Raw genomic sequence first — 25024 nt, 5'->3', positions numbered from 1 at the left:
TTTTTGTGTCTCTTATAATACGCTAACACCTTTTAAGGAGTAAGCAGTATTTCTAGGTTGTTCTACTTGGAAGTCAAGTACAACTGGAGATTCAGAGTTGATGCCAGGCGCTTGATAGCGGTCGCGGTCTGTTGGAATACGTTTGTATGGTAATTTATCAAGTAATACAGTCATAACTTTGTTCCATACAGCCTTATGTGTTGGCATTGTTAAGGAATCATCAGTTTGATTGAATCCACTGCGTACAGTGTGAATTACTTGATCATTCACATCGTAATAATATAAAAGTGCATTTACCTTTGCGGCGATATACATTTCACGATCATCATTATTATATGCATATGGGCTATTAACACCATTGATTTGTACATATACGTCTTGTAATGGTACAGGCATAATAACAATTTCAGAATTTTGTGCAGCTGCAATTTGTGCAAGGTCAACAGCTCTAATTTCAGCTGTTGGCGTATTAGTACTTACGATTGCTGTATCATAGTATGGATACTTAAGCGTATTAGATAGACGGTCTGTCATGTAACGACCTAATTGGGCTGTGTTTTCGTTGCGCAATTTTGCAGGTACAACAATTGTAACTTTGCGACTAGGGAAATTATCTAAGTGACCATCATAATTAGAATTAGAAGTATTGATAGTCGCTTTTTCAGGTGTTCCAACAATTGGTGTTGAAACAGGTGTGTTTGCAACCTTCAAAATAGGTTGACCATTATTATCGGCTTGTAATGTAGGGGTAGTCGTATCTACATTGGATGGCATAGAGTTAATGACTACCGGTTGAGCGGTATTTGATGTTAACTGGCTCATATTAATAGTGGCAGCACTTGCTGTAGCGAGTGTAGATGCCAATAGTACACCTAGTACTGTAAGTAGCGAACGTTTATAGCGTCCGAATGTATAAAACATAGTTCCTCCTCTAAATAAGACTCTTTAAAATTCACAAACAAAACAACTGGTACTATTATATCACATATACAAAAAAAAGAAGCAAGCTTTATGCTTGCTTCTAGGTCTGGTGGACGATGACAGGATCGAACTGCCGACATCCTGCTTGTAAGGCAGGCGCTCTCCCAGCTGAGCTAATCGTCCATATGGTGACCCGTCCGGGAATCGAACCCGGGATACCGCCGTGAAAGGGCGGTGTCTTAACCGCTTGACCAACGGGCCAGAATGGCTCCTCGAGTAGGACTCGAACCTACGACCGATCGGTTAACAGCCGATTGCTCTACCAACTGAGCTATCGAGGAATGGTACGATTGTTATTATATGTTAGATTAATTATAAAAGCAAGCGTTTTTTTTAAAATTACTATAAATCAAAAGACGTTAACTATGACTAAAACACATAACGTTATACAAAAAATCAATTATTAAAAATTTTGATAAGTAAGTCATTAAAATTAATATAATCTATATAAATGAATAAACACAGATAAATACTGTGTTTATAGAGATATCTTGAGGGATATTTTACTAAGAGTTAGCAATATAAGTATATTGAATATAATCGGTATACATATGCATTACAAAAAAGTTTAAACCTTTTATTTGAAAAATAATATCAAGTAGTCTGAAAGTGTATTTATCATCTTAGATATACTCTGCATTTATACGGTGATTTCAACCTAATTTTGGCCTCTAAAAGTGGATTAATATATAGGGTATAAAAATTCTTTCAACCTATGATTAACTATGACTTTTATCATATTGGAAATATAGTTTTTATAGTCGAAAATATGATGAAAAAGAACTATTGAAATACCGAAATATATACAGCAATATTCATGAAAATAATTCTCAAAACATGAAAAAGCATTGAGAAAACTGTATAGTTAAGCCGTTGAAAGCATGTATGTTGTGTGTTACGATTGATGCATAGAGTTAATCTCGATGTGTATGAGAAACATATGTCTTATACACTTGAGAGTTAAAAGTTATCTCACGGTAATTTAGAATTAATATTCAACTATGTTCCTGAGGAGGGATTATCTTGCGCGAGATTCAAGTATCTGAAATCACAAAAACAGTCCGTCAAATGTGTATGGACGCAGCTTACCACTTGCCAAAAGACATCTATGAAGGCTTGAAAAAAGGCCGTGAAACAGAAGAGTCTCCAGTTGGTTGCATCGTTCTCGATCAAATCATCAAAAATGCAGAAATTGCTGATGCTGAAGATCGTCCATACTGCCAAGATACTGGTATGACATTGGTATTCGTAGAAGTAGGTCAAGATGTTCATTTCGTTGGTGGCGATCTTAAAGAAGCTATCAATGAAGGTGTTGCTCAAGGTTATGTAGAAGGTTACCTTCGTAAATCCGTTGTAGCAGAACCATTGTTCAACCGTAAAAACACTCAAAACAACACACCTGCAATCATCTACATCGATATCGTTCCTGGCGATAAAGTAGAAATCAACGTAGAACTTAAAGGCTTCGGTTCTGAAAATAAATCTGACGTAGCTATGTTGGTACCTGCAGATGGCGTTGAAGGCGTTAAAAATGCAGTTCTTGAAATCGTAAAACATGCTGGCCCTAACCCATGCCCTCCAATCGTACTTGGCGTTGGTATTGGTGGTACTATGGACCAAGCAGCTGTTATGTCCAAAAAAGCTTTGCTTCGCGATATTAGCACTCCTCACAAAGATCCTGAGTATGCAAAATTGGAAGAAGAAATTTTGGAAATGGTTAACAAAACTGGTATCGGTCCACAATTGGGCGGCACAACAACTTGTATCGGTGTAAACATCGAATGGGGTGCAACTCATATCGCCGGCCTTCCTGTTGCTGTTACTATTATGTGTCATGCTGCTCGTCATAAACACGTAGTACTTTAATCGGTAGGAGGTAATTACAATGGCTGAAACAATTCGCATTAATACTGAAGAATATAATGAAGAGTTTTCCCGTAAATTAAAAGTTGGTGATAGCGTTCTTATCACTGGCAAAATTTACTCCGCTCGTGACGCTGCTCATAAAGTTATGACTGAAGCTTTAGCACGTGGCGAAAAATTACCAATCGATTGGACTAACAAATTCGTTTACTACCTTGGCCCAACACCTGCAAAACCTGGTGACCCAATTGGTTCCGCTGGTCCTACAACTTCTGGTCGTATGGATGCTTACACACCAACAATGCTTGATCAAGGTATTAAAGGCATGATCGGTAAAGGTTCCCGTAAACCAGCAGTAGTTGAATCCATGAAGAAAAATGGTTGCACATACTTCGCAGCAGTTGGTGGCGCTGCAGCATTGATTGCAAAATCCATCAAAAAATACGAAGTACTTGCTTATGGTGAACTTGGTCCAGAAGCTTTGGCTGAATTGACAGTTGAAGATTTCCCTTGCATCGTAGTTGGCGATACTGAAGGTAACAACTTCTACGAACAAGGCCAAAAACCTTATAGAAAAATCTAATATCACCGTTGAGTGATTGAAAGAGGCTTGCTAATGCAAGCCTCTTTTTTATCTATAGAGATCAATAATTATCACTGTACATGTATATATTTAATGATTATTACATTGTTTATTAGTATGATAGTAATATATGAAATTACTTTTATAGTTTATATATTATTATGTTAGATTCACTTTTGTTTAGTAGAGTAAAGTCTACCGATTCTGTCCATTTTGTGATAATATACATATAGATTTATACATTCAAAGTGAGTGAGGCGATATCATGACTTCTGTAGAAACTATTCGTCAGTCAGTGCGTACAGCGATGGCTGAATTGCTAGATTTGGCAAAGGTTCGAGAAGGTCAATTATTCGTGGTGGGTTGTTCCACTAGCGAAGTTATGGGTAAGAAAATTGGCACTGATTCCCACATTGATGTGGCTCAGATCCTATTTGATGAAATATATAAAGCTGTTAAAGCTAAAGGTCTTAATTTGGCTGTTCAATGTTGTGAGCATATTAATCGAGCTCTTGTTATGGAACGTAGTGCAGTAACTTGGGAGGAAGAGGTTAATGTAGTACCTCAACGTCATGCAGGTGGAGCCATGGCTGTTACTGCCTATGAACGTTTTGACGATCCAGTGATGGTTGAATTTATTAAAGCTGATGCAGGTATCGACATCGGGGACACTTTCATAGGTATGCATATGAAACATGTTACTGTACCAGTGCGCCTCAGTATTAAAGAAATTGGTGAGGCTCATGTAACTGCTTGTCGTGTTCGACCTAAGAGCATTGGTGGTGAACGTGCTGCATATAATGAAGCGTTGATGTAGGGGGATAGTATGTCAAACGTAATACCATATTTTGTATTAGCTGTTGTAGCGCTTGGATTTTTTGCCATTTGTTACGCCGTTTTTAATCGTAATGATAGTGAAAGCCAAGCTAAAGATGAGCACCATGATAGATCTGTTACTAAGTTTGATGGCGAACATCATAGAGAAAAGTCCGTTAATGAATCTAGGGTAGGCGATGTAACTGTTACACATGAAGGTGGAACCAATGTGTATACGGCCTCTGTGTTAGAGAATAATGAGGATTCTAATGCTTCTGAACCTGTGGAAGCTCATAAAGATACATCTTATAACCGACGAGATGGTAATCAATTACATGTGGAAAACTCCGAAATAGGATATTCCTTGGCCTTAGGTCATCATGCAGGCGAGACTGAGACTAAATCAAGTCAAGCTGACTTAAAAGGACAAGAACCTGTTCAAGATACATCTGTTTCTGCTGATTCTATTCCGCATGAATCTGTTTCACATGAATCTATTCAAGTAAATTCTGGTTCTCTAGAGAAGACAGAATCTGCTCCAACAGAACATAGTAATGATGAAACTATTATAATGCCTGCAGTTTCTGATGGTAAACGCTCTAATAGTGAGCATCATTCCACTCCATTGATGGATAAGACTATTGTTCTTGATGCTGTTACAGATGAACTTCGCAATCGCGCTAATTCTGTAGAGGATACGATTGCTATGGGCGAATCTGTAGAGGCTCTTGAAGCTGATGAAGCAGAACATATTGAGGCTACACAAATGATTGGTGGTGTCGATGAGATTAAAACAGCAGAAGGCCCATCTGTATTGGATGAAACACGCTTGTTTGATGCTTCAGAAATAGAGGCTCAATTGGCAGCCGCTAGTATGGTTGAAGAAGAGGTACCGACAGGGCAATGGGCTAAAGCGGCACATGAAGATAAATGTATTGAATTGGCAATCGCGCCATTTATTCATGCCTTCGGCGTGTTGCATGGAGATACACAACATTATGTGGAATCTATTACAAGAGATGCATTAGCAGCTCTTAATATTACAAAGTTAGCTGAAGTCAACGCACTTCTTGATAATATTGTTATTCAAGAAGCCTTGATGAGTATGCAAAAGGCCTATGCTGCTACGAATACAGAGTGGATGAAATCCGCCGCCTTAGGTTCGTTCTTAGATGTAGTACAATCGCCTAAGTCTAGTACGCCGTACCTTGTAGCCTTTGATGCGTTACGTGTATTGCCACATTTGACATTAGGTCATTTCCAAGTCATGGCATTGACCCTATTGCTACAATATTCTAGAAACTCTAATAATTATGGATTAATTCATTTCCAACATTATGTAGAGAAATATATTGAGCCATTTATTTCTGATTTACCTCAAAATAATTCTTTCTATCGTCAATTAGATTACTTACGCTGTACACAAGAGGAACGTGAACCGATTACATTAGCCCAAGTATTATCCAATTCTTATCCATTCGTGTTCAATTATCGTGGTTTCTCCAAGGAGGAACTCTTCCGTGCTACCGATGGTCATGGTGTGGATCCGCGCTATGTAGTGCGTAGCTTGAACTCCAATCTATATAAATTGGCTTTGGTTGATGAGTCTTTAGCACCACGATTCTTTAGACAAACACGCATTTCCGATTCTATGGTACAACGAGATCTCATCGCTCTTATGAAGAGTAAACCGACTGCTTTCAGAGGTCAAGAAGCACGTGATATTATGGATGATATTTCTCCAGTTCTCTTAGATTTAGCAGATGTATTTGATCATACGCCTATGTCTAAAATCAGTTTAACATTACTTGGCCTATATTTAGGTCGTGCTCATGTGAAAGCTACGATTGGTGAAGAATTCGATTTATCTCATTGGTTCTAATGTGTAAAATTAATTGTAAAGAATTAATGCTAAAGAACTAATACTAAAGAAATAATAACTGTATACTAAAAGGTCTCCCTAGATTATATAGGGAGACCTTTTTACGTTTATTGTATATTATTAGTTTTATTATAGGTTAAAAGATATGCTAGAAGCTATTAAAACCGAATTCTTCGATTCCTTCCACGTCTTTTAGTGTTACTGTACGGCCTGTAATATCGATAATGCCTTCATCTCTTAGGCGACCGAGTTCGCGGCTAAGTGCTGTGCGAGATACATTGAGTACCTCTGCCATTTGCTCGCGGTTATGTGGTAAATGGATTGTTGTAGACTGCTGACGTTTATAAATGTCTGTTAAGTACGCGAAAATCTTCTCGCGCATACCTTTCAAGGTAAGATAATGAACCTTTCTTGTAAGGAGAATAGCTTTTTCAGATAAGTCCTCTAATAGGTTAGATAAGATTTTAGTTTGGCATTGTTGGCAATCTGGCAATGTATCAATAAATGTTTCGAGCGGAATGAACATAATTTTTGTAGCCTTCGTAGCCTTAATAGTAGCAGGCCATAGAGGTTGCTTACTAAATAGTAATGCTTCACCAAAAATATCAGATTGTTCAAGGTTAGCCATAATAACGCGTTGGCCCATAACATTTTCTCGAGTCAGTAAAGCGCTACCTTCGAGAATAACGCCAATGCCTTCCATAGGATCCCCAGAGAGGGCGATGAAGTCATTTTTCTTATAGCTATGAACAATAACCTTTGCATTATGTAAATAGCCTTTTAATTCAGGCTCACCTAATTTATTGAATAGAGGACAGTGTATAAGAGTGGGCAGATATTGGTTGATAATATCGTTTGAAAGTATTTGCTTCATGAGCACCTCCGGTGTGACGAAGTCTATAGTAAATTTAAATGATTATTGTATAATAATAGTATAAGGTCAAATGACCTACCTGTTCCACAAGGGGAGTCAGGTAAAAATTTTGAAAAAGTTTTTTATTTGTTGCTCAAGCTACAGAAATTGTATCATCTTTACGTTATACTTTCAAATGTAATCAATCAGACACCTGATAATTCATCAGTGTAATGTATAGGTTTTATATTATCTAGCTTGAATGCGAGGAAGTCTCGCAAAGGAGGATTTTTAAATGAGCATGTTCTGTTATCAATGCGAACAATCTGCAGCACCAGGCGGCTGTACTGTACAAGGTGTATGTGGTAAAACTGCACCAGTTGCTAACTTACAAGACGAATTAACTGCTGCTTTAGTTGGTTTAGCACGCGCTTTAGACGTAAAAGGCCAAACTAAAGAAGGCGTTGACTATTTAATGCGTGGTTTGTTCATGTGTGTAACAAACGTAAACTTCTCTGAAGACCGCGTTCAAGAATTCATCGACGAAGTAAACGCTTATCATGCAAAAATCGATAGCGCAGCTCAAAACTTCGATTGGGAACAATTGTGGAAAGGTGAAGAAGATATCGTATCCCTTCGCTCCACATTATTGTTAGGTATGCGTGGTATGGCTGCTTATGCATGGCATGCTGCACGCCTTGGTTTCCATGATCCTGAAGTTGATGCTTGGTTCATCAAAGGCATGGTAGAATTCGCTAAAGACCACAGTGCTGAAGAATGGTTGAACTTGTTGATGGAATTCGGTCAAATCAACTTGAAATGCATGGCTATTCTTGATAAAGCTAACACTGAAACATATGGTACTCCAGTACCAACTACAGTACCTTTGACTGTAGAACCAGGTCCTTTCATCGTTGTAACTGGTCATGACCTTCACGACTTGAATCAATTGTTGGAACAAACTGATGGTAAAGGTGTAAACATCTATACTCATGGTGAAATGTTACCTTGCCACGCTTACCCTGAATTGAAAAAACATCCTCAATTGAAAGGTAACTTCGGTACTGCATGGCAAAACCAACAAAAAGAATTCGTTGACGTTCCTGGCGCATTCTTGTTCACTACAAACTGCATTATGCCACCAAAAGAAAACTACAGAGCTAATATCTTCACTACAGATATGGTAGGTTTCGACGGCTGTGCACACGTAGAAGAAAAAGCTGATGGCACTAAAGACTTCTCCGCTGTTATTGAACGCGCAATCGAATTGGGCGGCTACAAAGAAGCTCAAGAATTCACTGGCATCAACGGTGGTCACGAAGTAACTACTGGTTTCGGTCACGGTACAGTATTGGGTATTGCTGATAAAGTAATCGACGCTGTAAAAGCTGGCGCAATCAAACACTTCTTCTTAGTTGGTGGTTGTGACGGTGCTAAAGTAGGCCGTAACTACTACACAGAATTCGTAAAACAAACTCCAGATGATACTGTAGTATTGACATTGGCTTGTGGTAAATTCCGCTTCAACGACCTTAACATCGGTGAAATCGGTGGTATCCCTCGTATCCTTGATATGGGTCAATGTAACGATGCTTACTCCGCTATTCAAGTAGCAGTAGCTTTGGCTGGTGCATTTGAATGTGACGTAAACGACTTGCCATTAACATTGGTATTGTCTTGGTACGAACAAAAAGCAGTATGTATCTTGTTAACATTGTTGGCATTGGGTATCCGCAACATCTACATCGGACCTTCCTTGCCTAAATTCTTCTCCAGCAATGTATTGAACATTTTGGTAGAAAAATTCCAATTACATCCAATTACAACTCCAGAAGCTGACATGAAAGCTATCTTGGGCTAATAGGATCCATTAACTTATTAACTACAGTCCTACTTCCCCTCTCTTTTATGATTTAGGACTGTTGTTATAAATAACGCACCTTAGGTTCGCCTAAGGTGCGTTTTTTACTATTTTTGTGAAAGATATCTGTTAGTGGCTGTATATTGATGGGGCCCGACATTATTACGACAATTAGATTACTAATGGGCACCACCTATCTCATGCCTCCATACGACGCGTAAGTCGGCCCTCAATAGGTGGTGCCCATTAGTAAAACGTTTGTGGAATATAAGTCCCATCAATATACAAACTCTTAGAACAACGTTTACGAGAATAGTAATGGGGTGGCAGGGAATTGAGTTGCTACTAGATGAGTTCTACTTATATAATTATTCGTAACGGTATTTATTTCTTTTTACGTAATGAGTTGTAGTTTTATAGGGGGACGTTGTGTTTGGTATTTCACTGTTTTTAATGTTTTTATACTGCCTCTATTTTATAAAGCATCCTTATTTTGAGCTAAAGAAAGTTAATATTAAACGATCTAAAGTAATGCTTTATACGGAAGTTGGGTTTGGTATTTTTTGGTTCATTCTTTTAAATACACTATATTATCAATGGGTTGTAGCTAAAATATTAAGCATAACAGGAGCCCTGTTTTGGCTTGTAGAATTGTGGCTAAGAAGAGGGGCTATTATTCAAGATTCAGCATTGGATGAGGAAAGAAAGGATGTACTTATAAAAAAGGCAAAATGGGATTTTTATACTGTTCTCCCTATAGTAATTTGCCTTATCCTAATGTTTATTTTTAATATTATTGCTGATATTAATTCTTTAGGGGATGGGATCTATTAGTTGAAAGAGAAAATATAGAAATGTATTTTATATTTTCTTAAAAAATAGAGATGTTAAAGAAGTTTAATGTATCTTGAATAAGTTGTTTGTCCATTTAGGACAAACAAAAATGCCTCTAATGTGCATATAGACATTAATTAATATCGATTGTTATACTATAGGTAAAGTAAGAATTTTCTCACATTGTTTATGTGTATATAGAGGCGTGTATGAATAGTATTTTTGATATTATAGGGCCTGTTATGATTGGCCCGTCTAGTTCGCATACAGCTGGTGCTGCGCGGCTAGGTAAGATGGCGCGGTGCATTTTCCGTTCCACACCTAAAAAGGTAGATTTAACCTTATATGGCTCTTTTGCTAAGACCTATAAAGGCCATGGTACAGACCGTGCCTTGATTGGGGGCCTATTAGGTTTTAAAGAGGATGATACGAATATTCGTATTGCTCATAAATTAGCTGAAAAAGAGGGCATGGAGTATAACTTTATCGAGTCTCCTCTTGATGTAGGTCATCCTAATGTAGTTCGTTTTGATATGTACGATGAACATAATCGTCATATGACTGTGATTGGTCGATCTCTTGGTGGCGGTCAAATTATGATTACCGAAGTAGATGGCAATGATATGTCTATTACTGGCGATGAGTTTACTCTTGTTGTATTCCATGAAGATAGACCTGGTGCCATCTCTTTGGTGAGCCAAGCATTGAGTGAGTCCGATATTAATATCGCTACCATGCGCGTGTTTCGGAAGGGTAAGCACAAGGATGCAGTGATGGTCATTACTACAGATACAGTAGTAAATCCTATTACCGTTCAGTTTATGCGCGAGTGTCCAGGTATTCAAGATGTTATGACCTTTGAAGCGTTATAGGAGGGCGAATGATGAGTTATGCATACGATACAATTGCAGATATTATTCGCTTAGCTGAGGAAAATAACATTTCCTTTGGCGAAGTAGTGCTGCGTTATGAATTAGAAAATTATGACCGCAGTGAAGAAGCGGTTATTCGTGAAATAGAGCATCGTTTAGACATCTTTGAAGGTTCTATTCAAGATGGTATAGACTATGCAGAAAAAACAGCGTCTGGTATGTCCGGTGGCCAGGCAGCACAGCTTAATGGACAAACACCAAGATTTATGAGTGATATTGCGTACAAAGCTATGACCTATGCTATTGCTGTTAATGAAGCAAATGCAAAGATGTTCCGCATTGTTGCGTGCCCTACGGCTGGATCTTGTGGTGTTATGCCTGGTGCGGTGAAAGCAGTAGCGGACCATTACAAGCTAGATAGAGCAACCATGGTAAAGGGCTTCTTGGCTGCCTCTGGCATTGGCAATGTCGTAGCGAATCGCGCTTGTGTGGCCGGTGCCGTTGGCGGATGCCAAGCAGAAATTGGTACGGCCGCTTGTATGGCTGCCGGTGCCATTGTAGAAATGATGGGTGGTACGCCTCGTCAAGTAGGACATGCTATTGCATTGTGCATGAAAAACTTATTAGGCCTTGCCTGTGATCCAGTAGCAGGACTTGTAGAGGTACCGTGCGTTAAACGTAATGGTTTCTATGCAGTTCATGCCATTACTGCATCTGAATTGGCGTTGATGAATATTGAAAGTCAAATTCCACCAGATGAAGTTATTGAAGCAATGAATAATATCGGGCGCGCTATGCCAGCAGCATTGCGTGAAACAAGTGATGGCGGCCTTGCGGTAACACCGACGGGTACAGCTATTGCAGAACGAGTGCAATCCTTATAGGATTGCACTTTTTTCATGCTTTCATTTGTAGTAAAATAAAGGTTAGACTAGTTCAGAAAGGAGTGTGCATGATGGAACAAGCCAATCGAATATTGACTGTATTGGAAGAAGCAGGTTATGAAGCCTATATCATTGGCGGAGCAGTGCGTGATATTTTGATGCATCAAAAGCCTCATGACTTTGATATTGTGACGTCTGCACGCCCTGATACGGTAATTGAAGTCCTACGCGGTCAAGATATTCAAACGACAGACTTAGTAGGAAAATCCTTTGGTGTAGTAGTAGCTACACTAGAAGGAAAGCAATATGAAATTGCAACGTATCGCACTGAACGATATGGAGCGGATAGTCATCGACCAGAAGAAATCGCTTATGCCGATACCTTGGAGGAAGACGTGTTGCGTCGCGACTTTACGGTCAATGGCATGGCGATGAATCGTTTTGGTGAGGTCATAGACCTAGTAGGGGGACGTCGAGATATCAAGCATAAGACATTGCGAACCATTGGCAATGCACAGCAACGCTTTGAAGAAGACGCATTGCGATTATTTAGAGCATGCCGCTTTGTGGCAAAGCTAGATTTCTTACCTACCGAAGACTTATTAGAAGCTATGCCAAAGGCATTTTATCGTGTGTCTGGGTTATCTCTTGAGAGAGTCCGTAGTGAACTGGACCGACTCATGTTAGAGCCTGCTGTGGCTAAAGGCCTTGATGTATTAGTACAATCTCGCTTGGCCGAGTGCTCTTGTCGCGTTGTAGAAAATGGCGTCGCTCATGAAGTGCCTATTTTACCAGAGCTATACCATCTTGTGAATTTACCACAAGAAAAAGACTTTCACGAATTTGATGGTTGGTATCATACATTAGCCGTTGTATCTCATACAGAACCAGATTTAATATTGCGTTGGGGTGCACTGTTACACGATGTAGCAAAGGGTATGCCAGCGGTACGGGCTGTTATTAACGGACGTTTGACGGATCGTGGCCATGATACATTAGGGGCTGAAATGACAGAAACCTTGCTTACTCGTTTAGGTTACCCTAAGAGTTTTGTGCGCCGTGTAGCTTGGATTGTAAAAAATCATATGCGCTTTCACTATTTTGTACAAAATGGGGAAGCTAATGAGAAGAAGTGGATCCGTAAAGAGGCTCGCAGCGGTGAGTTTCGAGATAGTCAAATTATGCGAATTGCATGGGAACAATTATCTAAGGTTTGTGCTGCCGATGTATTAGGCTGTGGGAAGCCTTATGCATCGACTGATGGCACCTTAGCCTTTGGTGAATGTATGGCAGATCTTAGCCTAGAGATGCCTATCCATACAAAGGATTTAAATTATGACGAACGAGTTATTAAGCTTGCAGGGAAAAAAGTGGGGGAAGGATTGCAGTATTTATTAGGTCAGGTACAAAATGGGGTGATTCCCAATGAACCAGATGCATTATATGATGCATTAGATCATAAGTTACGCCGTCCAGTGGAGAAATGATGAAGTTATTAAATAAAGCGTTATTACGCATGAGTGATTGGAGTCGCACTACGTGGTGCCTTGCCATACTCATGACCGTTGCCTTCGTCCTTATCGGGCGTTTAGCACAGTTACAGGTCTTTGATACCTTTGACCTAGAGAAGAAAAACTTATTACAAGTTCAAGTAGATAGAAAATTACAATCGCCGCGTGGTACAATCTATGACCGTAATGGCAAGCCTTTGGCGATGAGTGTAGTTACAAAATCTTTATATGCAGATCCAAAGATGATTAAACAGTCTCCTCAAGAGATTGCCGAGCTCATCTCACCGTATGTAACGATGTCAAAAGAGAATATTGTGAAAGCTTTGCAAGAGGATACCGCCTTTGTCTGGTTGAATCGTATGATGGATGCAGATAAATCAAAAGGGGTACAACAAGTTATTAAGGATAATAATATTGCAGGCCTTAATTTCGTTGAAGAATCTAAGCGCTATTATCCAAATGGTGTCTTAGCGGCACAAGTATTAGGCTTTGTCGGTACTGATGATAAAGGTCTTGATGGTCTAGAACTGGTTCTTGATGACGAATTAAAGGGGGGCGTACAACAAGAAATTGTAGCTACTGATAATAAAGGGAATGCCATCTTTGGTTCCGTACTATCTAAATTTTTACCAGATAAGGGTAAAAGTGTAACCTTAACCATCGATGCAACAATTCAATTTATTGCAGAACGCGCTCTTGATAAGGCAATGGTTGATACAGGAGCTAAGCATGCCAGCGTTATCGTTATGGATCCAAAGACCGGTGAAATATTAGCGATGGCCAATCGTCCAAGTTATGATCCTAATAACTACAACCAAAGTGGTGAAGAGGCTTTCAAAAATATTGCGGTTACCAATTTATATGAACCAGGTTCTACATTCAAACCTATCATTGCATCTGCAGCTCTTGCAGCAGGCAAATGGAAGTTAGACACTGTGTATAACGATAAAGGGGCCTTCGCTGCCAATGGACATATCATTAGAAACTGGGATGGTGAGGGATATGGTCCTGTTCGTTTGCTAGATATTTTGAAGTACTCTCTTAATACTGGTATGGCTGAAATTGGTACATTAACAGGGGCAGATATTCTCTCGAAATATGTACGTGATTATGGCTTTGGTTCTGAAACAGGTATTGAATTGCCTGGTGAAGGAGCAGGTATTTTGTATAATCCAGAGGATATGAGTAAGCTAGACGTTGCGACTATGTCCATCGGTCAAGGTATTGCGGTTACACCATTACAAATGGTTCGCGCTTTTGGTGCCCTTGCTAATGGCGGTGCTATGATGAAACCGCATATTATCAAGTCCTATAGTAATTCTCAAGGGGATGTGACAAGTACGACAGAAACATCTGTTGTAGGCCAACCAGTTCCTGCGGAAACTGTTAAAACCATCGTAGATATTCTAGAAAAAGAAGTATCTGAAGGTGGCGGTACAAAAGCGATGGTAGAAGGCTATCACTTTGCTGGTAAAACTGGTACGGCGCAAAAACTAGATACCAAACATGGCGGTTATCTCGACGGACAATACATTGCGTCCTTTATTGGCTTTGGCCCTGTAGAGGATCCAAAATTTGTAGTTCTTGTCGTTATTGATGACCCACAAAAGGGTTCTTATTATGGTAGTCAAATTGTAGCCCCTGTATTTAAGGACATCGTATCTCAACTTGTACGGTATTACCAAATGAGTCCGTATGTTAAAGAAAGTACACCAGTAGCTGTTAAAGCTGCTAATACATTACCTGAACCAAAACCGGGAAGTGATGGTTCTGTTACATTGCCTAACTTTACTGGTTTTACCTATGGTGAAGTGCGTGATTGGTTACATAAGGCGGGACTTGCCTTTAAACCGGATGGAACTGGTACGGCTACATCTCAAGATGAAAGTAGCGGTACAACTGTTCAGGCTGGTACAGCAATTACTGTTCATTTCCGTAGATAAAACGAATTCGGTCATAATTAGAAATTATAGACAGTTCGTTATATAATAGAATAAGAGACTTAGGTGCCTCTCCGGAGGCGCCTTATTTTATAGATAGTTTAAATGAATGGAGATACTTATGATCGAATTACGCGGTAAAGCAGTAGCAGATGCTCACAAGGCGATTTTACAAGAAAAAGTTGCAGCAGTAGGCGACTCTGTAATTACTATGGCAGTATTACTCGTTGGTGAGGACCACGGTGCTCATATGTATGCTACATTTATGGAAAAGACAGCCAAGAACTTTGGCTATGGCTTTGTATTAAAGCAATTACCTGAAACGGCTACACAGGATGAAGTGGTGGCAGCATTGCAAGAATTAAATAATGATGCGGCTGTTCATGGAATTTTACCGTTAATGCCGATGCCTAAACACATTGATACAGAGGCTCTTATCGATATGCTAGATCCTAAAAAAGATATCGATGGTTTAACTACGTATAATATTGGCCTTGTAACTGCAGGCAAAGGTGGTTTTGCCCCTTGTACTGCAAAGGCGTGTATGGCAATTTTGAATCACTACGATATTCCTGTAGAGGGGAAACATGTGGTAGTAATCGGTCGTAGCCAAGTTATTGGCAAACCAGTAGCTCTTATGACCCTTGGTGCACATGGTACTGTTACAATGTGCCATTCTAGAACTCCTGATTTGGCAGAGCAAGTAAAACGAGGCGATATCGTTATTGCTGCAGCTGGTCGTGCTCATATGATTACAGCAGATATGATTAAGCCAGGTGCTGTTGTTATCGATGTAGGCATTAATGAACTAGAAGGTAAGACGGTAGGCGATGTTGATTATGAAGCGGTAAAAGATATTGCATCTGCAATTACTCCAGTGCCTGGTGGTGTAGGCTCTGTAACGACTACTATGATGCTTGAAGCTGTATATGAGGCATACCATGCATGAGATGTCTATAGCAGAAGGTATACTTGATGTGGCCCTTGATACATTGCGCCAACACGATGCATCTGTGATTCATTCCGTTCAACTCGATTTGGGTCTTATGAGTGGCGTGGAACCAGATTCCCTTCTTTTTTGTTGGGAAGCAGTTACAAAGGGGACTGCAGCTGAAGGTTCGCGTATAGAAATTAACACGATTCCTATTGAAGGAAAGTGCTTGGATTGTGATAAAACATTTCCTGTAGAAAATTATAAGTTTATCTGTCCCTATTGTGACAGTCATTTCGTACAAACCATTGGTGGCCGCGAACTACAAGTGACCTCCATGGATATCGATTGATAGAAAGGTTAGGACATGCAAGTTCAAGTTAAAACTAATGTATTGGCAAAAAATGATGCCATTGCAGAGTCCTTACAACAGTTGTTTAAGGAAAAAAATATTTTTGTATTTAATCTATTAGGTTCTCCAGGGGCTGGTAAAACATCTCTATTGGAGGCAACTTTACATGATTTGAAAAAAGATTACCGCCTTGCTGTTATTGAAGGTGATTTATTTACTGCTAAGGATGCGGAACGGATTCATGAATTAGGCGTTCCTGTTATTCAAATCAATACAGTGGGAGGTTGCCATCTTGATGCACAAATGATTCAAGATGCACTAGGTGATTTAAATCTTGATGAACTCGATATGATCATTATCGAGAATGTAGGTAACCTTGTATGCCCTGCAGAATTTGAGATTGGTGAAAGCATGAAGGTAACTGTATTATCTGTTACTGAAGGTGAAGATAAGCCTCTTAAATACCCATTAATCTTTAAAGAGTCAAAGGCTATTCTCATTAATAAGATAGATTTATTGCCTTATGTACCATTTAAAAAAGACAAGGCAATACAAGATATACGTAATTTGAATCCAACAGGAGAGATTTTTGAAGTAAGTTGCACGGCCCATAATGGACTTGAGCCATGGTTGACATGGTTGCGTGCGCAATTGGAGAGTAATCGATGAATCATTCTATTAAGAGCCGTATCGTAGCGGCACTTTTAGTTGGCCTATCTGCTACAACGGTAGGGTATGCGGCAGAACCGGCTATTTCGACTGTGAAACAAACTGCGGTGGAATCTACAGAGAATGCAAATGATGTTGCACATACGGATGATAAGACAACTGTAGAAGCAGCGGGAACTGATGCGGCTGAGTCTGTTGCGTATATAGATAATGCACCGATTAAAGCTGTTAAAATCGATACAAAGACAAAAAAGGAAAGCACTAAAACAGGATGGCTAGCTGAACAAATGGCAGTTACCGAGTTTGGTGATTCCATACAGTTTTGGCAAGCAGCTAGCGAAAATGAAGGTCCATTGCCTAGCGTAACGCAAAATAACTTGGCTGATATTGGTAAGTCTTATACGGCTAATAATTTGCCAGCTTTAGGGTCTGAAGATGATTATGCTATTGATGGGTATCGCTTAGGAGATCAGTTTGTAGCGCCTAAAGATGTAGAAAAAACAGTGGTTCGTGATAACTTTACGACGTACTATATGAAAGACTTGGAGGTGACCGTTTATACGGGACCTGCTCAAGAGCGTTTAGTAAATAATCAATTGCGCGGTCAAGGTGCTACTTATTTCTTTGAACCGAATACTATTACTAATATTCATAGTACGAAAAAAGGCGTCCACACTGTACGCGATATTGGTGTTGGTAGCACGCGCATGGAATTGGTATTTGCCTATGGTAGCCCTATTGCGATGTGGCGTGATTTGAAAAATGAAAGTTATATTTTCCTATATGAAGGTCATTCCGAAAATTCATGGTCTCGAAAAAAGGAATTTAATAGCTCGATAGAGAATACAAATAATAATAGCCAACAACAATCTATGCTAGGACAACAGAAAGAATATATTGCTTTCACCATCAAACAAAGCAATGTAGAGGCTGTTGATATGATTAGTGGGCAAGTATGGCCAAGATTTGGATTGCCTAAAGCTCCAGTATATGATTTTCAAGCAGGTAAATTGACTGCTGATGATTTTGTGTTGCGTGGCTATAAATTAAATGATTATTTTGTTAATGATCCCAATAATGATTGGAAACATCAAGGTATGTTGTTTGGGTCCACATTTATTGGCTATAACGAATATGGCGTGAGTGTTGATAAAAAAAATCTCATCAATCGTGTTCTATTAAATATTTACACACCTACTCGTCGCGGCATTGCGATGGGGGATACTAAATACTTATTGCTCTTTGTATATGGTATGCCTACTCGTATTGTTGAATCTACAACAAATGCGGGCACATCTACTGTATATGAATATAAAAATCCAGCGGCAAGCGACTCATATTTGCAGTTTGCCCTAGATGATAAAAACCAATATATCAAATCCGTTATGTTATCTGACCGTCCAGTTAAGTAGGAACGGTTACAGCGAGGAGGCAAGGGATATGGTTACAGTTCAAGATGTAAGAGAACGTTGGGAACAAATTCAAGGTGATGATGAACGCATATTGTTTATCGTTGGTGGTCCTGGTTCTGGTAAAAGTTTGTTAATTCGTGAATTATCTGAACAAAAAGGTTGGAAGTACTTAGAGGCAAAACAACTTATTGAAGAAGAGTTTTTATTAGTACCTCGTGATGAAAGACCACAACTTGCAGAAGAAGTAATTCGTCGTGCATTAAGTCGCAGTGATACAGAAGTTGTTCTTATCGATGGTATTAATGTATTGTTTGCACCGATATTAAATTTAAATCCTCTTGAACTATTAAAGACTATTAGTAAAACATATCCGATTGTTGTAGGTTGGCGTGGTCATCTCGAAGGTGATCAATTGTACTTAGAACACAATAATGATCCAAAACATGCGGTAGTGACAATCACTAAACCTGATCGTGTTATGGTTATTGATTAATAGAGTTATATTGATTGCTGAGGGCATTATATATTGCCATGAGTTATGACCGCATATAAAAGGCAGGTGATATCATGGACCAATATGTAATTGCCCTCATTTTAGGTGTTATAGAAGGTATAACAGAATGTATTCCTGTATCTAGTACAGGGCATATGATTATTATTGGGCCGATTCCTGTGATAATAGGTCTTTTGGTAGGCGCCCTTTTTATGATTTATGCAGAAAAAAGACGAGTGACTACAAGACTGGTAGATTCTGTAAATAATTTATCTATATACCAATGCTTCCAGATTGGGCTCTATCAAATGCTCTGTTTGTGGCCTGGATTTTCGCGGTCTGGCGCTACCATTGCAGGGGGCATGTTAATCGGTTGTACTCGAAGAGCTGCTGCTGATTTTTCGTTTATCATGGCTGTACCAGTCTTTATCCTCCTTTGGGTACTATCGGATAATGGTAGCTATATTAGCAATTATCTCTCTTTATCTATGATTGCCGATGAGGAAAAAATGAAGTTTAAAAAGTTTAGAAAAAATACTTGCATAGGGTATCGTTTCATGTTATTATGATTAAGCACTAAGGGATACCGCAGTGAACGAAAAAACTTCAAAAAAGTTTTTAAAAAGTTCTTGACACTTAGTGAGGCGGATGATAAAATACATCTTGTCGTAATGATGCTGGCGTAGCTCAATTGGTAGAGCAGCTGACTTGTAATCAGCAGGTTGTGGGTTCAATTCCTATCGCCAGCTCCATTTTATTTTTGGAGGGATTCCCGAGCGGCCAAAGGGAGCAGACTGTAAATCTGCCGTCTTCGACTTCGAAGGTTCGAATCCTTCTCCCTCCACCATTTATAGCGGGGTGGAGCAGTTGGTAGCTCGTCGGGCTCATAACCCGAAGGTCGCAGGTTCAAGTCCTGTCCCCGCAACCACAAAAATTCACAGTGAAATGATCGTTCATTGTGCTGGTGTAGCTCAGTCGGCAGAGCGTATCCTTGGTAAGGATAAGGTCACCGGTTCAATCCCGGTCACTAGCTCCATACATGGCGGCATAGCTCAGTTGGCTAGAGCAATCGGTTCATACCCGGTGTGTCCGCGGTTCAAATCCGTGTGCCGCCACCATTAAACCTCACATTGGTGAGGATTTTTTTATTTCTCCATAAAATACAAATTGAAGCTGATGAGTGTAAGGATTACATTTGTCAGTTTTTTATTTTAGAAGAATATTTGTATTTTTAGAAGTTTTTCTATATATGGTATAATAATGTATAAGGGAATCTTATATTCCATTGATAAATTAGGGTTAATATATTATATTAATACTAGAATGTAATTTGTTTTTGTGAAGGAGGATACAATCCTAATGGCAAAAGAAAAATTTGAACGTACGAAACCGCATGTTAACATTGGTACAATCGGTCACGTTGACCATGGTAAAACTACTTTGACAGCTGCAATCACTAAAGTATTGGCTGAAAAAGGCCAAGCTGATTTCCAAGATTACAGCATGATCGATAAAGCTCCAGAAGAACGTGAACGCGGTATCACAATCAACACTGCACACGTTGAATACGAAACTGAAAACCGTCACTATGCGCACGTTGACTGCCCAGGCCATGCTGACTATGTTAAAAACATGATCACTGGTGCGGCTCAAATGGACGGCGCTATCTTGGTATGTTCCGCAGCTGACGGCCCTATGCCTCAAACTCGCGAACACATCTTGTTGGCTCGCCAAGTTGGTGTTCCTGCAATCGTAGTATTCTTGAACAAAGCTGACATGGTTGACGATGAAGAATTGATCGAATTAGTAGAAATGGAAGTTCGTGAACTTCTTTCCTCCTACGAATTCCCTGGCGACGAAGTACCTATCGTTGTAGGTTCCGCTTTGAAAGCTTTGGAAGGCGACGCTCAATATGTAGCTAAAATCGACGAATTGATGGCAGCTGTAGACTCCTACATCCCAACTCCAGTTCGTGATACTGACAAACCTTTCTTGATGCCTGTGGAAGACGTATTCACAATCACTGGTCGTGGTACAGTAGCAACTGGCCGTGTTGAACGTGGTCAAGTAAACGTAGGCGACACAGTAGAAGTTGTAGGCTTGAAAGAAAAAGCTGAACAATACGTAGTAACTGGTCTTGAAATGTTCCGTAAAACTTTGGATTCTGCAGTAGCAGGTGATAACGTTGGTGCATTGCTTCGTGGTGTAGACCGCAAAGACATCGAACGTGGTCAAGTATTGGCTAAACCAGGTTCCATCAAACCACACACAAAATTCAAAGCAGAAGTATACGTATTGACTAAAGAAGAAGGTGGCCGTCATACTCCATTCTTCTCCAACTACCGTCCACAATTCTACTTCCGTACAACAGACGTAACAGGTGTTGTAAACCTTCCTGAAGGTGTAGAAATGTGTATGCCTGGCGATAACGTAACAATGGATATCGAATTGATCACTCCAATCGCTATCGAAGAAGGTCTTCGTTTCGCGATCCGCGAAGGTGGCCATACAGTAGGCGCTGGCGTTGTAACTGAAATCGAAGGTTAATTCATAATCTTTGTAGTAAATAGGACCCCAATTGGGGTCCTATTTTTGTATTAATTTATATATTGTTTATTGTATTTGTAACCAAAGATACAGAATTATTATACTAATAGTGCTATTATTACCTCAAGGAGAGCAAAGGCTCTCCTTTTGTGTTTTTATAGAAAAGGAGGTAATGTGATGGGTGAATACAAAAAGTATTGGATAGCCGTAGTAGCTGTTCTTATTATTGGTTTTTCTATTCTTGGTTATCTAGGTACTGATGTGTATCATCAAGCACCGCCAGTGCCGACTGCGTATGTATCTCAAGATGGACAGGTCTTGTTCACTAAGGAAGATATTTTACATGGTCAATCGGCATGGCAATCTACAGGTGGTCAATCGGTAGGGACCGTTTTAGGTCATGGCGCATATCAAGCGCCTGACTGGACAGCAGATTGGTTACATAAAGAAGTATCCGTGATGTTGGATATTAAATCTCAAGAGGCCTTTGGAGCTCTTTATGACCAATTGGGACCTGTACAACAAGCAGCTGTTAAAGAAGTTGTGAAAAAAGAGTATTTAGGTAGTGCAGTTCGTGAAGATGGAACTGTTGTTTTATCTCCAGAACGAATTACAGCAATGAATTTAACTGGTCGTTATTTTGTTGAGTTGTACGGTGATAATCCTGATTTGACATTGACTCGTGATCATTTTGCGATGAAGGATAACACACTACCTGAGTTACAAGATCGCATTGATATGGCACGCTTCTTCTTCTGGACTACTTGGATGGCATCTACACAACGTCCTGGTACAGATGCAACGTATACAAACAACTGGCCACATGAACCTTTATTGGATCATAATCCTACACCTGAAAGTATCGCATGGTCTGTTGTGAGTGTTATTATCTTATTATGTGGCATTGGTGTAGTTGTATGGTTATGGGCCTTTGGTAAAAAGGATGATGACCATGCATTGGTTCCACCAACAGAAGATCCAATTAGCAAGATCACGTTAACGCCATCTCAACGTGCATTAGGTAAATATTTGTTTACAATCCTAGCATTGTTCTTATTCCAATTGGGGATGGGTGGGATTATTGCCCACTATACTGTAGAAGGTCAAGCGTTCTATGGTATTCCATTAGCGCAATATTTCCCTTATTCTATTGCGCGTACATGGCATATTCAGGCATCTTTGTTCTGGATTGCGATGGCATTCTTGAGTGCTGGTCTATTCTTGGCACCAATCATTAATGGTGGTAAAGATCCTAAATATCAAAAGCTTGGGGTGGACATCTTATTCTGGGCTCTTGTAGTTCTTGTAGTAGGTTCCTTCGCTGGTACATATTTAGGCGTAGCACATCAAATTCCAGCAGCGTGGAATTTCCTTCTCGGACACCAAGGTTACGAATATATCGAGTTGGGTCGTATTTGGCAGTGGATTGAATACATTGGTATTTTATTCTGGCTTGTACTCATGATACGTAGCATTATTGGTGCCTTCAAGCAAAAAGGGGATAAAAACCTCATTGCAGCCTTCATATTCTCCGTTATCATGGTAGGTATCTTCTATGGTCCAGGGTTATTCTATGGTGAACATAGCCATTTGGCAATTATGGAGTATTGGCGTTGGTGGGTAATCCATCTTTGGGTTGAAGGCTTCTTCGAAGTATTCTCCACTACATTGATGGCATTTATCTTTGTTACATTAGGGCTTGTGTCCTATCGTGCCGGTACAGTGGCAGCGATTTCCTCTGGTGCTATTTATCTCATCGGTGGCATTCCTGGTACATTCCATCATCTATACTTCACAGGTGTTACATCTACTATTGTGGCGACAGGCGCATCCTTCTCTGCGTTAGAAGTAGTACCACTTGTACTATTAGGTTATGAAGCCTTTGAAAACTATACACGTCTTCACAGCGCACCTTGGATGCATCGTTTGAAATGGCCAGTATACTGCTTTATTGCGGTATCTTTCTGGAATCTTGTCGGTGCAGGGGTCTTCGGCTTCTTGATCAATATGCCTGTATCCTTGTTCTACATTCAAGGTCTTAATACAACTGCAGTGCATGCGCATACTGCATTGTTCGGCGTATATGGTTTCTTAAGCTTAGGCTTTGTATTCCTTATTGCCCGTTATATTCGACCTGAAGTAGAATTCAACGATAAATTGATGAAATTCGGGTTCTGGGTTCTCAATATAGGCCTTGCCTTAATGGTGCTCATTAGCTTATTGCCGATTGGTCTTATCCAAGCGTGGGCAAGCATTACACATGGCTTGTGGTTTGCACGTAGCGAAGAATTTATGCAACAACCATTGTTACAAAACTTACGTTGGCTTCGTATGATTGGTGATACAATACTAATCATTGGTGCCGTAGCATTCTTCTGGCAAATTGTGAAAGTTCTATTTCCGAAGAAATCCTAATTGACAGACATAATATAATTCTATGCATTAACGGCATAAATTGTATGAAAAATATGTGATAATTTATTACCATATTAATGGCGTTCCTTTCTAGACAAGGAACGCCATTTTTTGTTATACTATCCCTGTCAGGTACATGTGCCTGGCTTTTTTGAGTTACTCAAAATTCTTGACATAGCTTGCTACGTATGATATATTTCTTTAGTATGTAGTCGAGCGTTTTCGAGTACAAGAGACAGATTTAGTAAATACAAAGCGAGGTGTATCCGGATGCGTAATGCCATTACTTTAGCTTGCACAGATTGCAAACAACGTAACTATCAAACGAACAAGAACAAAAAGAACAATCCTGATCGTATTGAAATGATGAAATATTGCAAATTCTGCGGTAAACATACATTACACCGTGAAACAAAATAATTCTTATCATTCATTACCTGTTGATTTGAGGATGTGAAACAATGGCAAAGTCTAACTCAGCAGTGCAGCAGCGTGGTGGATTTGGAAAATTCTTCCGCGGTGTGAAAGCTGAACTTAAAAAAGTAGTCTGGCCAACAAAAAAAGAACTCATCAATTATACAATAGTAGTATTTTTAGTGACGATTTTTATCGCCTTTATTATCTATATACTTGATGCAGTCTTTGCCCAACTTTTTAATACGTTGTTGCACTTTGTTGGATAAGGGGGCCATTTCATGGAAGCAGATAAGAAGTGGTATGTAATTCATACCTATTCAGGCTACGAAAATAAAGTTAAAACCACTCTTGAACTTAAAGTTCAGTCTATGGGTCTACAAGATGTGATTAGCCGTATTTTGGTACCTCTTGAAGACGAAATAGATGAAAAAGATGGGGTTAAAAAAGTAGTAAAACGTAAGATATTTCCTGGGTACGTATTGGTTGAAATGGAGGTTAACGACCGCTCTTGGTATGTTGTACGCAACACACCAGGTGTAACAGGTTTCGTTGGTTCTGCCACTAAACCAGTTCCACTTTCTGATTCCGAAGTAGAACATATACTTAAGTCTCAGGGCTTGGATAAGAAACCAAGCATCAACATCGATGTAGAAGTTGGTGAAACGGTACGCATTACGTCCGGGGCCTTTGAAGATAAACTAGGTGTTATTACCGAACTTAACCCTGAAAAAGGAACATTGAAACTTAATGTGGAAATGTTCAACCGAGATACCGAGGTAGAGGTAGAGTTCTCTCAAATTGAGAAAGCTCTTTAATATATATATTATAACTCTAAAAAAGAGCAATCGATTTTGGTTGCCAGTGGGAGGATATATATCCGTTACCACCACAGTATAAGCATAGGAGGT

At 39.6% G+C, this 25024-nt stretch carries 23 protein-coding genes and 8 tRNA genes; 26 read left to right on the top strand and 5 right to left on the bottom strand.

All coding sequences use genetic code 11. The features are described 5' to 3' along the window. Positions 1 to 12: 12 nt before the first annotated feature. The 4 genes from VEIS1202513_RS07770 to VEIS1202513_RS07755 all read right to left on the bottom strand — a co-directional run bounded on the left by VEIS1202513_RS07770 (position 13) and on the right by VEIS1202513_RS07755 (position 1262). Positions 13 to 921: a hypothetical protein gene (locus VEIS1202513_RS07770; protein ID WP_156720012.1), complete on the bottom strand. Its 909-nt coding sequence runs from the start codon at positions 919 to 921 to the stop codon at positions 13 to 15. 107 nt (positions 922 to 1028) lie between these two features. Further along, positions 1029 to 1104 (bottom strand) — tRNA-Val (locus VEIS1202513_RS07765). A gap of 3 nt (positions 1105 to 1107) precedes the next feature. Next, a tRNA-Glu gene (locus VEIS1202513_RS07760) sits at positions 1108 to 1182 on the bottom strand. Positions 1183 to 1186: 4 nt separating this feature from the next. Beyond that, positions 1187 to 1262: transfer RNA gene (locus VEIS1202513_RS07755), tRNA-Asn, on the bottom strand. 742 nt (positions 1263 to 2004) lie between these two features. Here VEIS1202513_RS07755 and VEIS1202513_RS07750 point away from each other — a divergent pair. The 4 genes from VEIS1202513_RS07750 (at position 2005) to VEIS1202513_RS07735 (ending at position 6125) form a co-directional block, all read left to right on the top strand. After that, complete coding sequence (locus VEIS1202513_RS07750) at positions 2005 to 2847, top strand: fumarate hydratase (protein ID WP_009660830.1); 843 nt, start codon at positions 2005 to 2007, stop codon at positions 2845 to 2847. A 19-nt stretch (positions 2848 to 2866) separates the two neighbouring features. After that, complete coding sequence (locus VEIS1202513_RS07745) at positions 2867 to 3427, top strand: Fe-S-containing hydro-lyase (RefSeq protein ID WP_005385442.1); 561 nt, start codon at positions 2867 to 2869, stop codon at positions 3425 to 3427. Positions 3428 to 3692: 265 nt separating this feature from the next. Beyond that, the gene (locus tag VEIS1202513_RS07740; RefSeq protein WP_105094198.1) at positions 3693 to 4244 is read left to right on the top strand and encodes a TIGR01440 family protein; all 552 of its coding nucleotides are present in this window, start codon (positions 3693 to 3695) and stop codon (positions 4242 to 4244) included. 9 nt (positions 4245 to 4253) lie between these two features. Continuing rightward, on the top strand, positions 4254 to 6125 hold the full coding sequence (locus tag VEIS1202513_RS07735; RefSeq protein ID WP_213467218.1) for an LPO_1073/Vpar_1526 family protein: 1872 nt from the start codon (positions 4254 to 4256) through the stop codon (positions 6123 to 6125). Positions 6126 to 6273: 148 nt separating this feature from the next. Here VEIS1202513_RS07735 and VEIS1202513_RS07730 read toward each other — a convergent pair whose 3' ends face one another. Further along, positions 6274 to 6999, bottom strand: coding sequence for a Crp/Fnr family transcriptional regulator (locus tag VEIS1202513_RS07730; RefSeq protein ID WP_213467217.1), 726 nt, complete (start codon positions 6997 to 6999; stop codon positions 6274 to 6276). 274 nt (positions 7000 to 7273) lie between these two features. On the opposite strand from VEIS1202513_RS07730, the gene hcp reads away from it, so the two are divergent. From hcp to nusG, 22 genes are all read left to right on the top strand, one after another. Continuing rightward, entirely contained in the window at positions 7274 to 8839 is a 1566-nt protein-coding gene (gene hcp, locus VEIS1202513_RS07725; RefSeq protein ID WP_005377073.1) for a hydroxylamine reductase, read from the top strand. 429 nt (positions 8840 to 9268) lie between these two features. Further along, entirely contained in the window at positions 9269 to 9673 is a 405-nt protein-coding gene (locus VEIS1202513_RS07720) for a hypothetical protein (protein ID WP_231723924.1), read from the top strand. A 209-nt stretch (positions 9674 to 9882) separates the two neighbouring features. Continuing rightward, positions 9883 to 10545, top strand: a complete 663-nt coding sequence (gene sdaAB / locus VEIS1202513_RS07715) for an L-serine ammonia-lyase, iron-sulfur-dependent subunit beta (RefSeq protein WP_105094194.1) — start codon at positions 9883 to 9885, stop codon at positions 10543 to 10545. 11 nt (positions 10546 to 10556) lie between these two features. Next, positions 10557 to 11429, top strand: coding sequence for an L-serine ammonia-lyase, iron-sulfur-dependent, subunit alpha (gene sdaAA, locus VEIS1202513_RS07710; RefSeq protein WP_005385447.1), 873 nt, complete (start codon positions 10557 to 10559; stop codon positions 11427 to 11429). Between the two features lie 68 nt (positions 11430 to 11497). Further along, a complete protein-coding gene (locus VEIS1202513_RS07705; protein ID WP_213467216.1) occupies positions 11498 to 12916 on the top strand; it encodes a CCA tRNA nucleotidyltransferase in 1419 nt (472 codons plus the stop codon). Further along, positions 12916 to 14883 carry a penicillin-binding transpeptidase domain-containing protein gene (locus VEIS1202513_RS07700; protein WP_213467215.1) on the top strand — a complete coding sequence of 656 codons (1968 nt, stop codon included), beginning with the start codon at positions 12916 to 12918 and terminating at the stop codon, positions 14881 to 14883. The genes VEIS1202513_RS07705 and VEIS1202513_RS07700 overlap by 1 nt, the downstream gene beginning before the upstream one ends. Before the next feature lie 118 nt (positions 14884 to 15001). Next, complete coding sequence (locus tag VEIS1202513_RS07695; protein WP_156720017.1) at positions 15002 to 15829, top strand: bifunctional 5,10-methylenetetrahydrofolate dehydrogenase/5,10-methenyltetrahydrofolate cyclohydrolase; 828 nt, start codon at positions 15002 to 15004, stop codon at positions 15827 to 15829. Then, on the top strand, positions 15822 to 16163 hold the full coding sequence (gene hypA, locus VEIS1202513_RS07690; protein ID WP_005385455.1) for a hydrogenase maturation nickel metallochaperone HypA: 342 nt from the start codon (positions 15822 to 15824) through the stop codon (positions 16161 to 16163). The genes VEIS1202513_RS07695 and hypA overlap by 8 nt, the downstream gene beginning before the upstream one ends. Before the next feature lie 15 nt (positions 16164 to 16178). Then, positions 16179 to 16832 (top strand): hydrogenase nickel incorporation protein HypB, encoded by a 654-nt coding sequence (hypB, locus tag VEIS1202513_RS07685; RefSeq protein WP_005385456.1) that lies wholly within the window; start codon positions 16179 to 16181, stop codon positions 16830 to 16832. Continuing rightward, on the top strand, positions 16829 to 18244 hold the full coding sequence (locus tag VEIS1202513_RS07680; protein ID WP_105084933.1) for a hypothetical protein: 1416 nt from the start codon (positions 16829 to 16831) through the stop codon (positions 18242 to 18244). Before hypB ends, VEIS1202513_RS07680 begins: the two co-directional genes overlap by 4 nt. A 28-nt stretch (positions 18245 to 18272) precedes the next feature. Further along, positions 18273 to 18737, top strand: coding sequence for a BREX-3 system P-loop-containing protein BrxF (gene brxF, locus VEIS1202513_RS07675; protein ID WP_005379848.1), 465 nt, complete (start codon positions 18273 to 18275; stop codon positions 18735 to 18737). 74 nt (positions 18738 to 18811) lie between these two features. Further along, positions 18812 to 19306, top strand: a complete 495-nt coding sequence (locus VEIS1202513_RS07670; RefSeq protein ID WP_244856231.1) for an undecaprenyl-diphosphate phosphatase — start codon at positions 18812 to 18814, stop codon at positions 19304 to 19306. Positions 19307 to 19413: 107 nt separating this feature from the next. Then, a tRNA-Thr gene (locus VEIS1202513_RS07665) sits at positions 19414 to 19489 on the top strand. Positions 19490 to 19499: 10 nt separating this feature from the next. Then, a tRNA-Tyr gene (locus tag VEIS1202513_RS07660) sits at positions 19500 to 19584 on the top strand. Between the two features lie 5 nt (positions 19585 to 19589). Beyond that, positions 19590 to 19665, top strand: a tRNA-Met gene (locus VEIS1202513_RS07655). Positions 19666 to 19697: 32 nt separating this feature from the next. Then, positions 19698 to 19773 (top strand) — tRNA-Thr (locus tag VEIS1202513_RS07650). 5 nt (positions 19774 to 19778) lie between these two features. Then, positions 19779 to 19855 (top strand) — tRNA-Met (locus tag VEIS1202513_RS07645). A gap of 241 nt (positions 19856 to 20096) precedes the next feature. Beyond that, the gene (tuf, locus tag VEIS1202513_RS07640; protein ID WP_105084932.1) at positions 20097 to 21284 is read left to right on the top strand and encodes an elongation factor Tu; all 1188 of its coding nucleotides are present in this window, start codon (positions 20097 to 20099) and stop codon (positions 21282 to 21284) included. Positions 21285 to 21461: 177 nt separating this feature from the next. Then, positions 21462 to 23699, top strand: a complete 2238-nt coding sequence (locus tag VEIS1202513_RS07635) for a nitric-oxide reductase large subunit (RefSeq protein ID WP_213467214.1) — start codon at positions 21462 to 21464, stop codon at positions 23697 to 23699. Between the two features lie 270 nt (positions 23700 to 23969). Further along, the gene (gene rpmG / locus VEIS1202513_RS07630) at positions 23970 to 24119 is read left to right on the top strand and encodes a 50S ribosomal protein L33 (RefSeq protein WP_004693530.1); all 150 of its coding nucleotides are present in this window, start codon (positions 23970 to 23972) and stop codon (positions 24117 to 24119) included. Positions 24120 to 24160: 41 nt separating this feature from the next. Continuing rightward, positions 24161 to 24382: a preprotein translocase subunit SecE gene (gene secE, locus VEIS1202513_RS07625; protein ID WP_060924347.1), complete on the top strand. Its 222-nt coding sequence runs from the start codon at positions 24161 to 24163 to the stop codon at positions 24380 to 24382. 12 nt (positions 24383 to 24394) lie between these two features. After that, a complete protein-coding gene (nusG, locus tag VEIS1202513_RS07620; protein ID WP_005385471.1) occupies positions 24395 to 24931 on the top strand; it encodes a transcription termination/antitermination protein NusG in 537 nt (178 codons plus the stop codon). Positions 24932 to 25024: the final 93 nt, after the last annotated feature.

This window comes from Veillonella orientalis (assembly GCF_018406505.1).
Lineage (GTDB): Bacteria > Bacillota > Negativicutes > Veillonellales > Veillonellaceae > Veillonella > Veillonella nakazawae.
Note: the sequence above shows the minus strand (reverse complement) of the source record. Positions and strands in the feature narration are given on the sequence as shown.

Excerpts from the sequence above, each read along its gene's own strand:
- VEIS1202513_RS07770 (WP_156720012.1), bottom strand. The coding sequence starts at position 921 with ATGTTTTATACATTCGGACGCTATAAACGTTCGCTACTTACAGTACTA.
- VEIS1202513_RS07745 (WP_005385442.1), top strand. The coding sequence starts at position 2,867 with ATGGCTGAAACAATTCGCATTAATACTGAAGAATATAATGAAGAGTTT.
- VEIS1202513_RS07740 (WP_105094198.1), top strand. The coding sequence starts at position 3,693 with ATGACTTCTGTAGAAACTATTCGTCAGTCAGTGCGTACAGCGATGGCT.
- VEIS1202513_RS07735 (WP_213467218.1), top strand. The coding sequence starts at position 4,254 with ATGTCAAACGTAATACCATATTTTGTATTAGCTGTTGTAGCGCTTGGA.
- VEIS1202513_RS07730 (WP_213467217.1), bottom strand. The coding sequence starts at position 6,999 with ATGAAGCAAATACTTTCAAACGATATTATCAACCAATATCTGCCCACT.
- hcp (WP_005377073.1), top strand. The coding sequence starts at position 7,274 with ATGAGCATGTTCTGTTATCAATGCGAACAATCTGCAGCACCAGGCGGC.
- sdaAB (WP_105094194.1), top strand. The coding sequence starts at position 9,883 with ATGAATAGTATTTTTGATATTATAGGGCCTGTTATGATTGGCCCGTCT.
- sdaAA (WP_005385447.1), top strand. The coding sequence starts at position 10,557 with ATGAGTTATGCATACGATACAATTGCAGATATTATTCGCTTAGCTGAG.
- VEIS1202513_RS07705 (WP_213467216.1), top strand. The coding sequence starts at position 11,498 with ATGATGGAACAAGCCAATCGAATATTGACTGTATTGGAAGAAGCAGGT.
- VEIS1202513_RS07700 (WP_213467215.1), top strand. The coding sequence starts at position 12,916 with ATGAAGTTATTAAATAAAGCGTTATTACGCATGAGTGATTGGAGTCGC.
- VEIS1202513_RS07695 (WP_156720017.1), top strand. The coding sequence starts at position 15,002 with ATGATCGAATTACGCGGTAAAGCAGTAGCAGATGCTCACAAGGCGATT.
- hypA (WP_005385455.1), top strand. The coding sequence starts at position 15,822 with ATGCATGAGATGTCTATAGCAGAAGGTATACTTGATGTGGCCCTTGAT.
- hypB (WP_005385456.1), top strand. The coding sequence starts at position 16,179 with ATGCAAGTTCAAGTTAAAACTAATGTATTGGCAAAAAATGATGCCATT.
- VEIS1202513_RS07680 (WP_105084933.1), top strand. The coding sequence starts at position 16,829 with ATGAATCATTCTATTAAGAGCCGTATCGTAGCGGCACTTTTAGTTGGC.
- brxF (WP_005379848.1), top strand. The coding sequence starts at position 18,273 with ATGGTTACAGTTCAAGATGTAAGAGAACGTTGGGAACAAATTCAAGGT.
- VEIS1202513_RS07670 (WP_244856231.1), top strand. The coding sequence starts at position 18,812 with ATGGACCAATATGTAATTGCCCTCATTTTAGGTGTTATAGAAGGTATA.
- tuf (WP_105084932.1), top strand. The coding sequence starts at position 20,097 with ATGGCAAAAGAAAAATTTGAACGTACGAAACCGCATGTTAACATTGGT.
- VEIS1202513_RS07635 (WP_213467214.1), top strand. The coding sequence starts at position 21,462 with ATGGGTGAATACAAAAAGTATTGGATAGCCGTAGTAGCTGTTCTTATT.
- rpmG (WP_004693530.1), top strand. The coding sequence starts at position 23,970 with ATGCGTAATGCCATTACTTTAGCTTGCACAGATTGCAAACAACGTAAC.
- secE (WP_060924347.1), top strand. The coding sequence starts at position 24,161 with ATGGCAAAGTCTAACTCAGCAGTGCAGCAGCGTGGTGGATTTGGAAAA.
- nusG (WP_005385471.1), top strand. The coding sequence starts at position 24,395 with ATGGAAGCAGATAAGAAGTGGTATGTAATTCATACCTATTCAGGCTAC.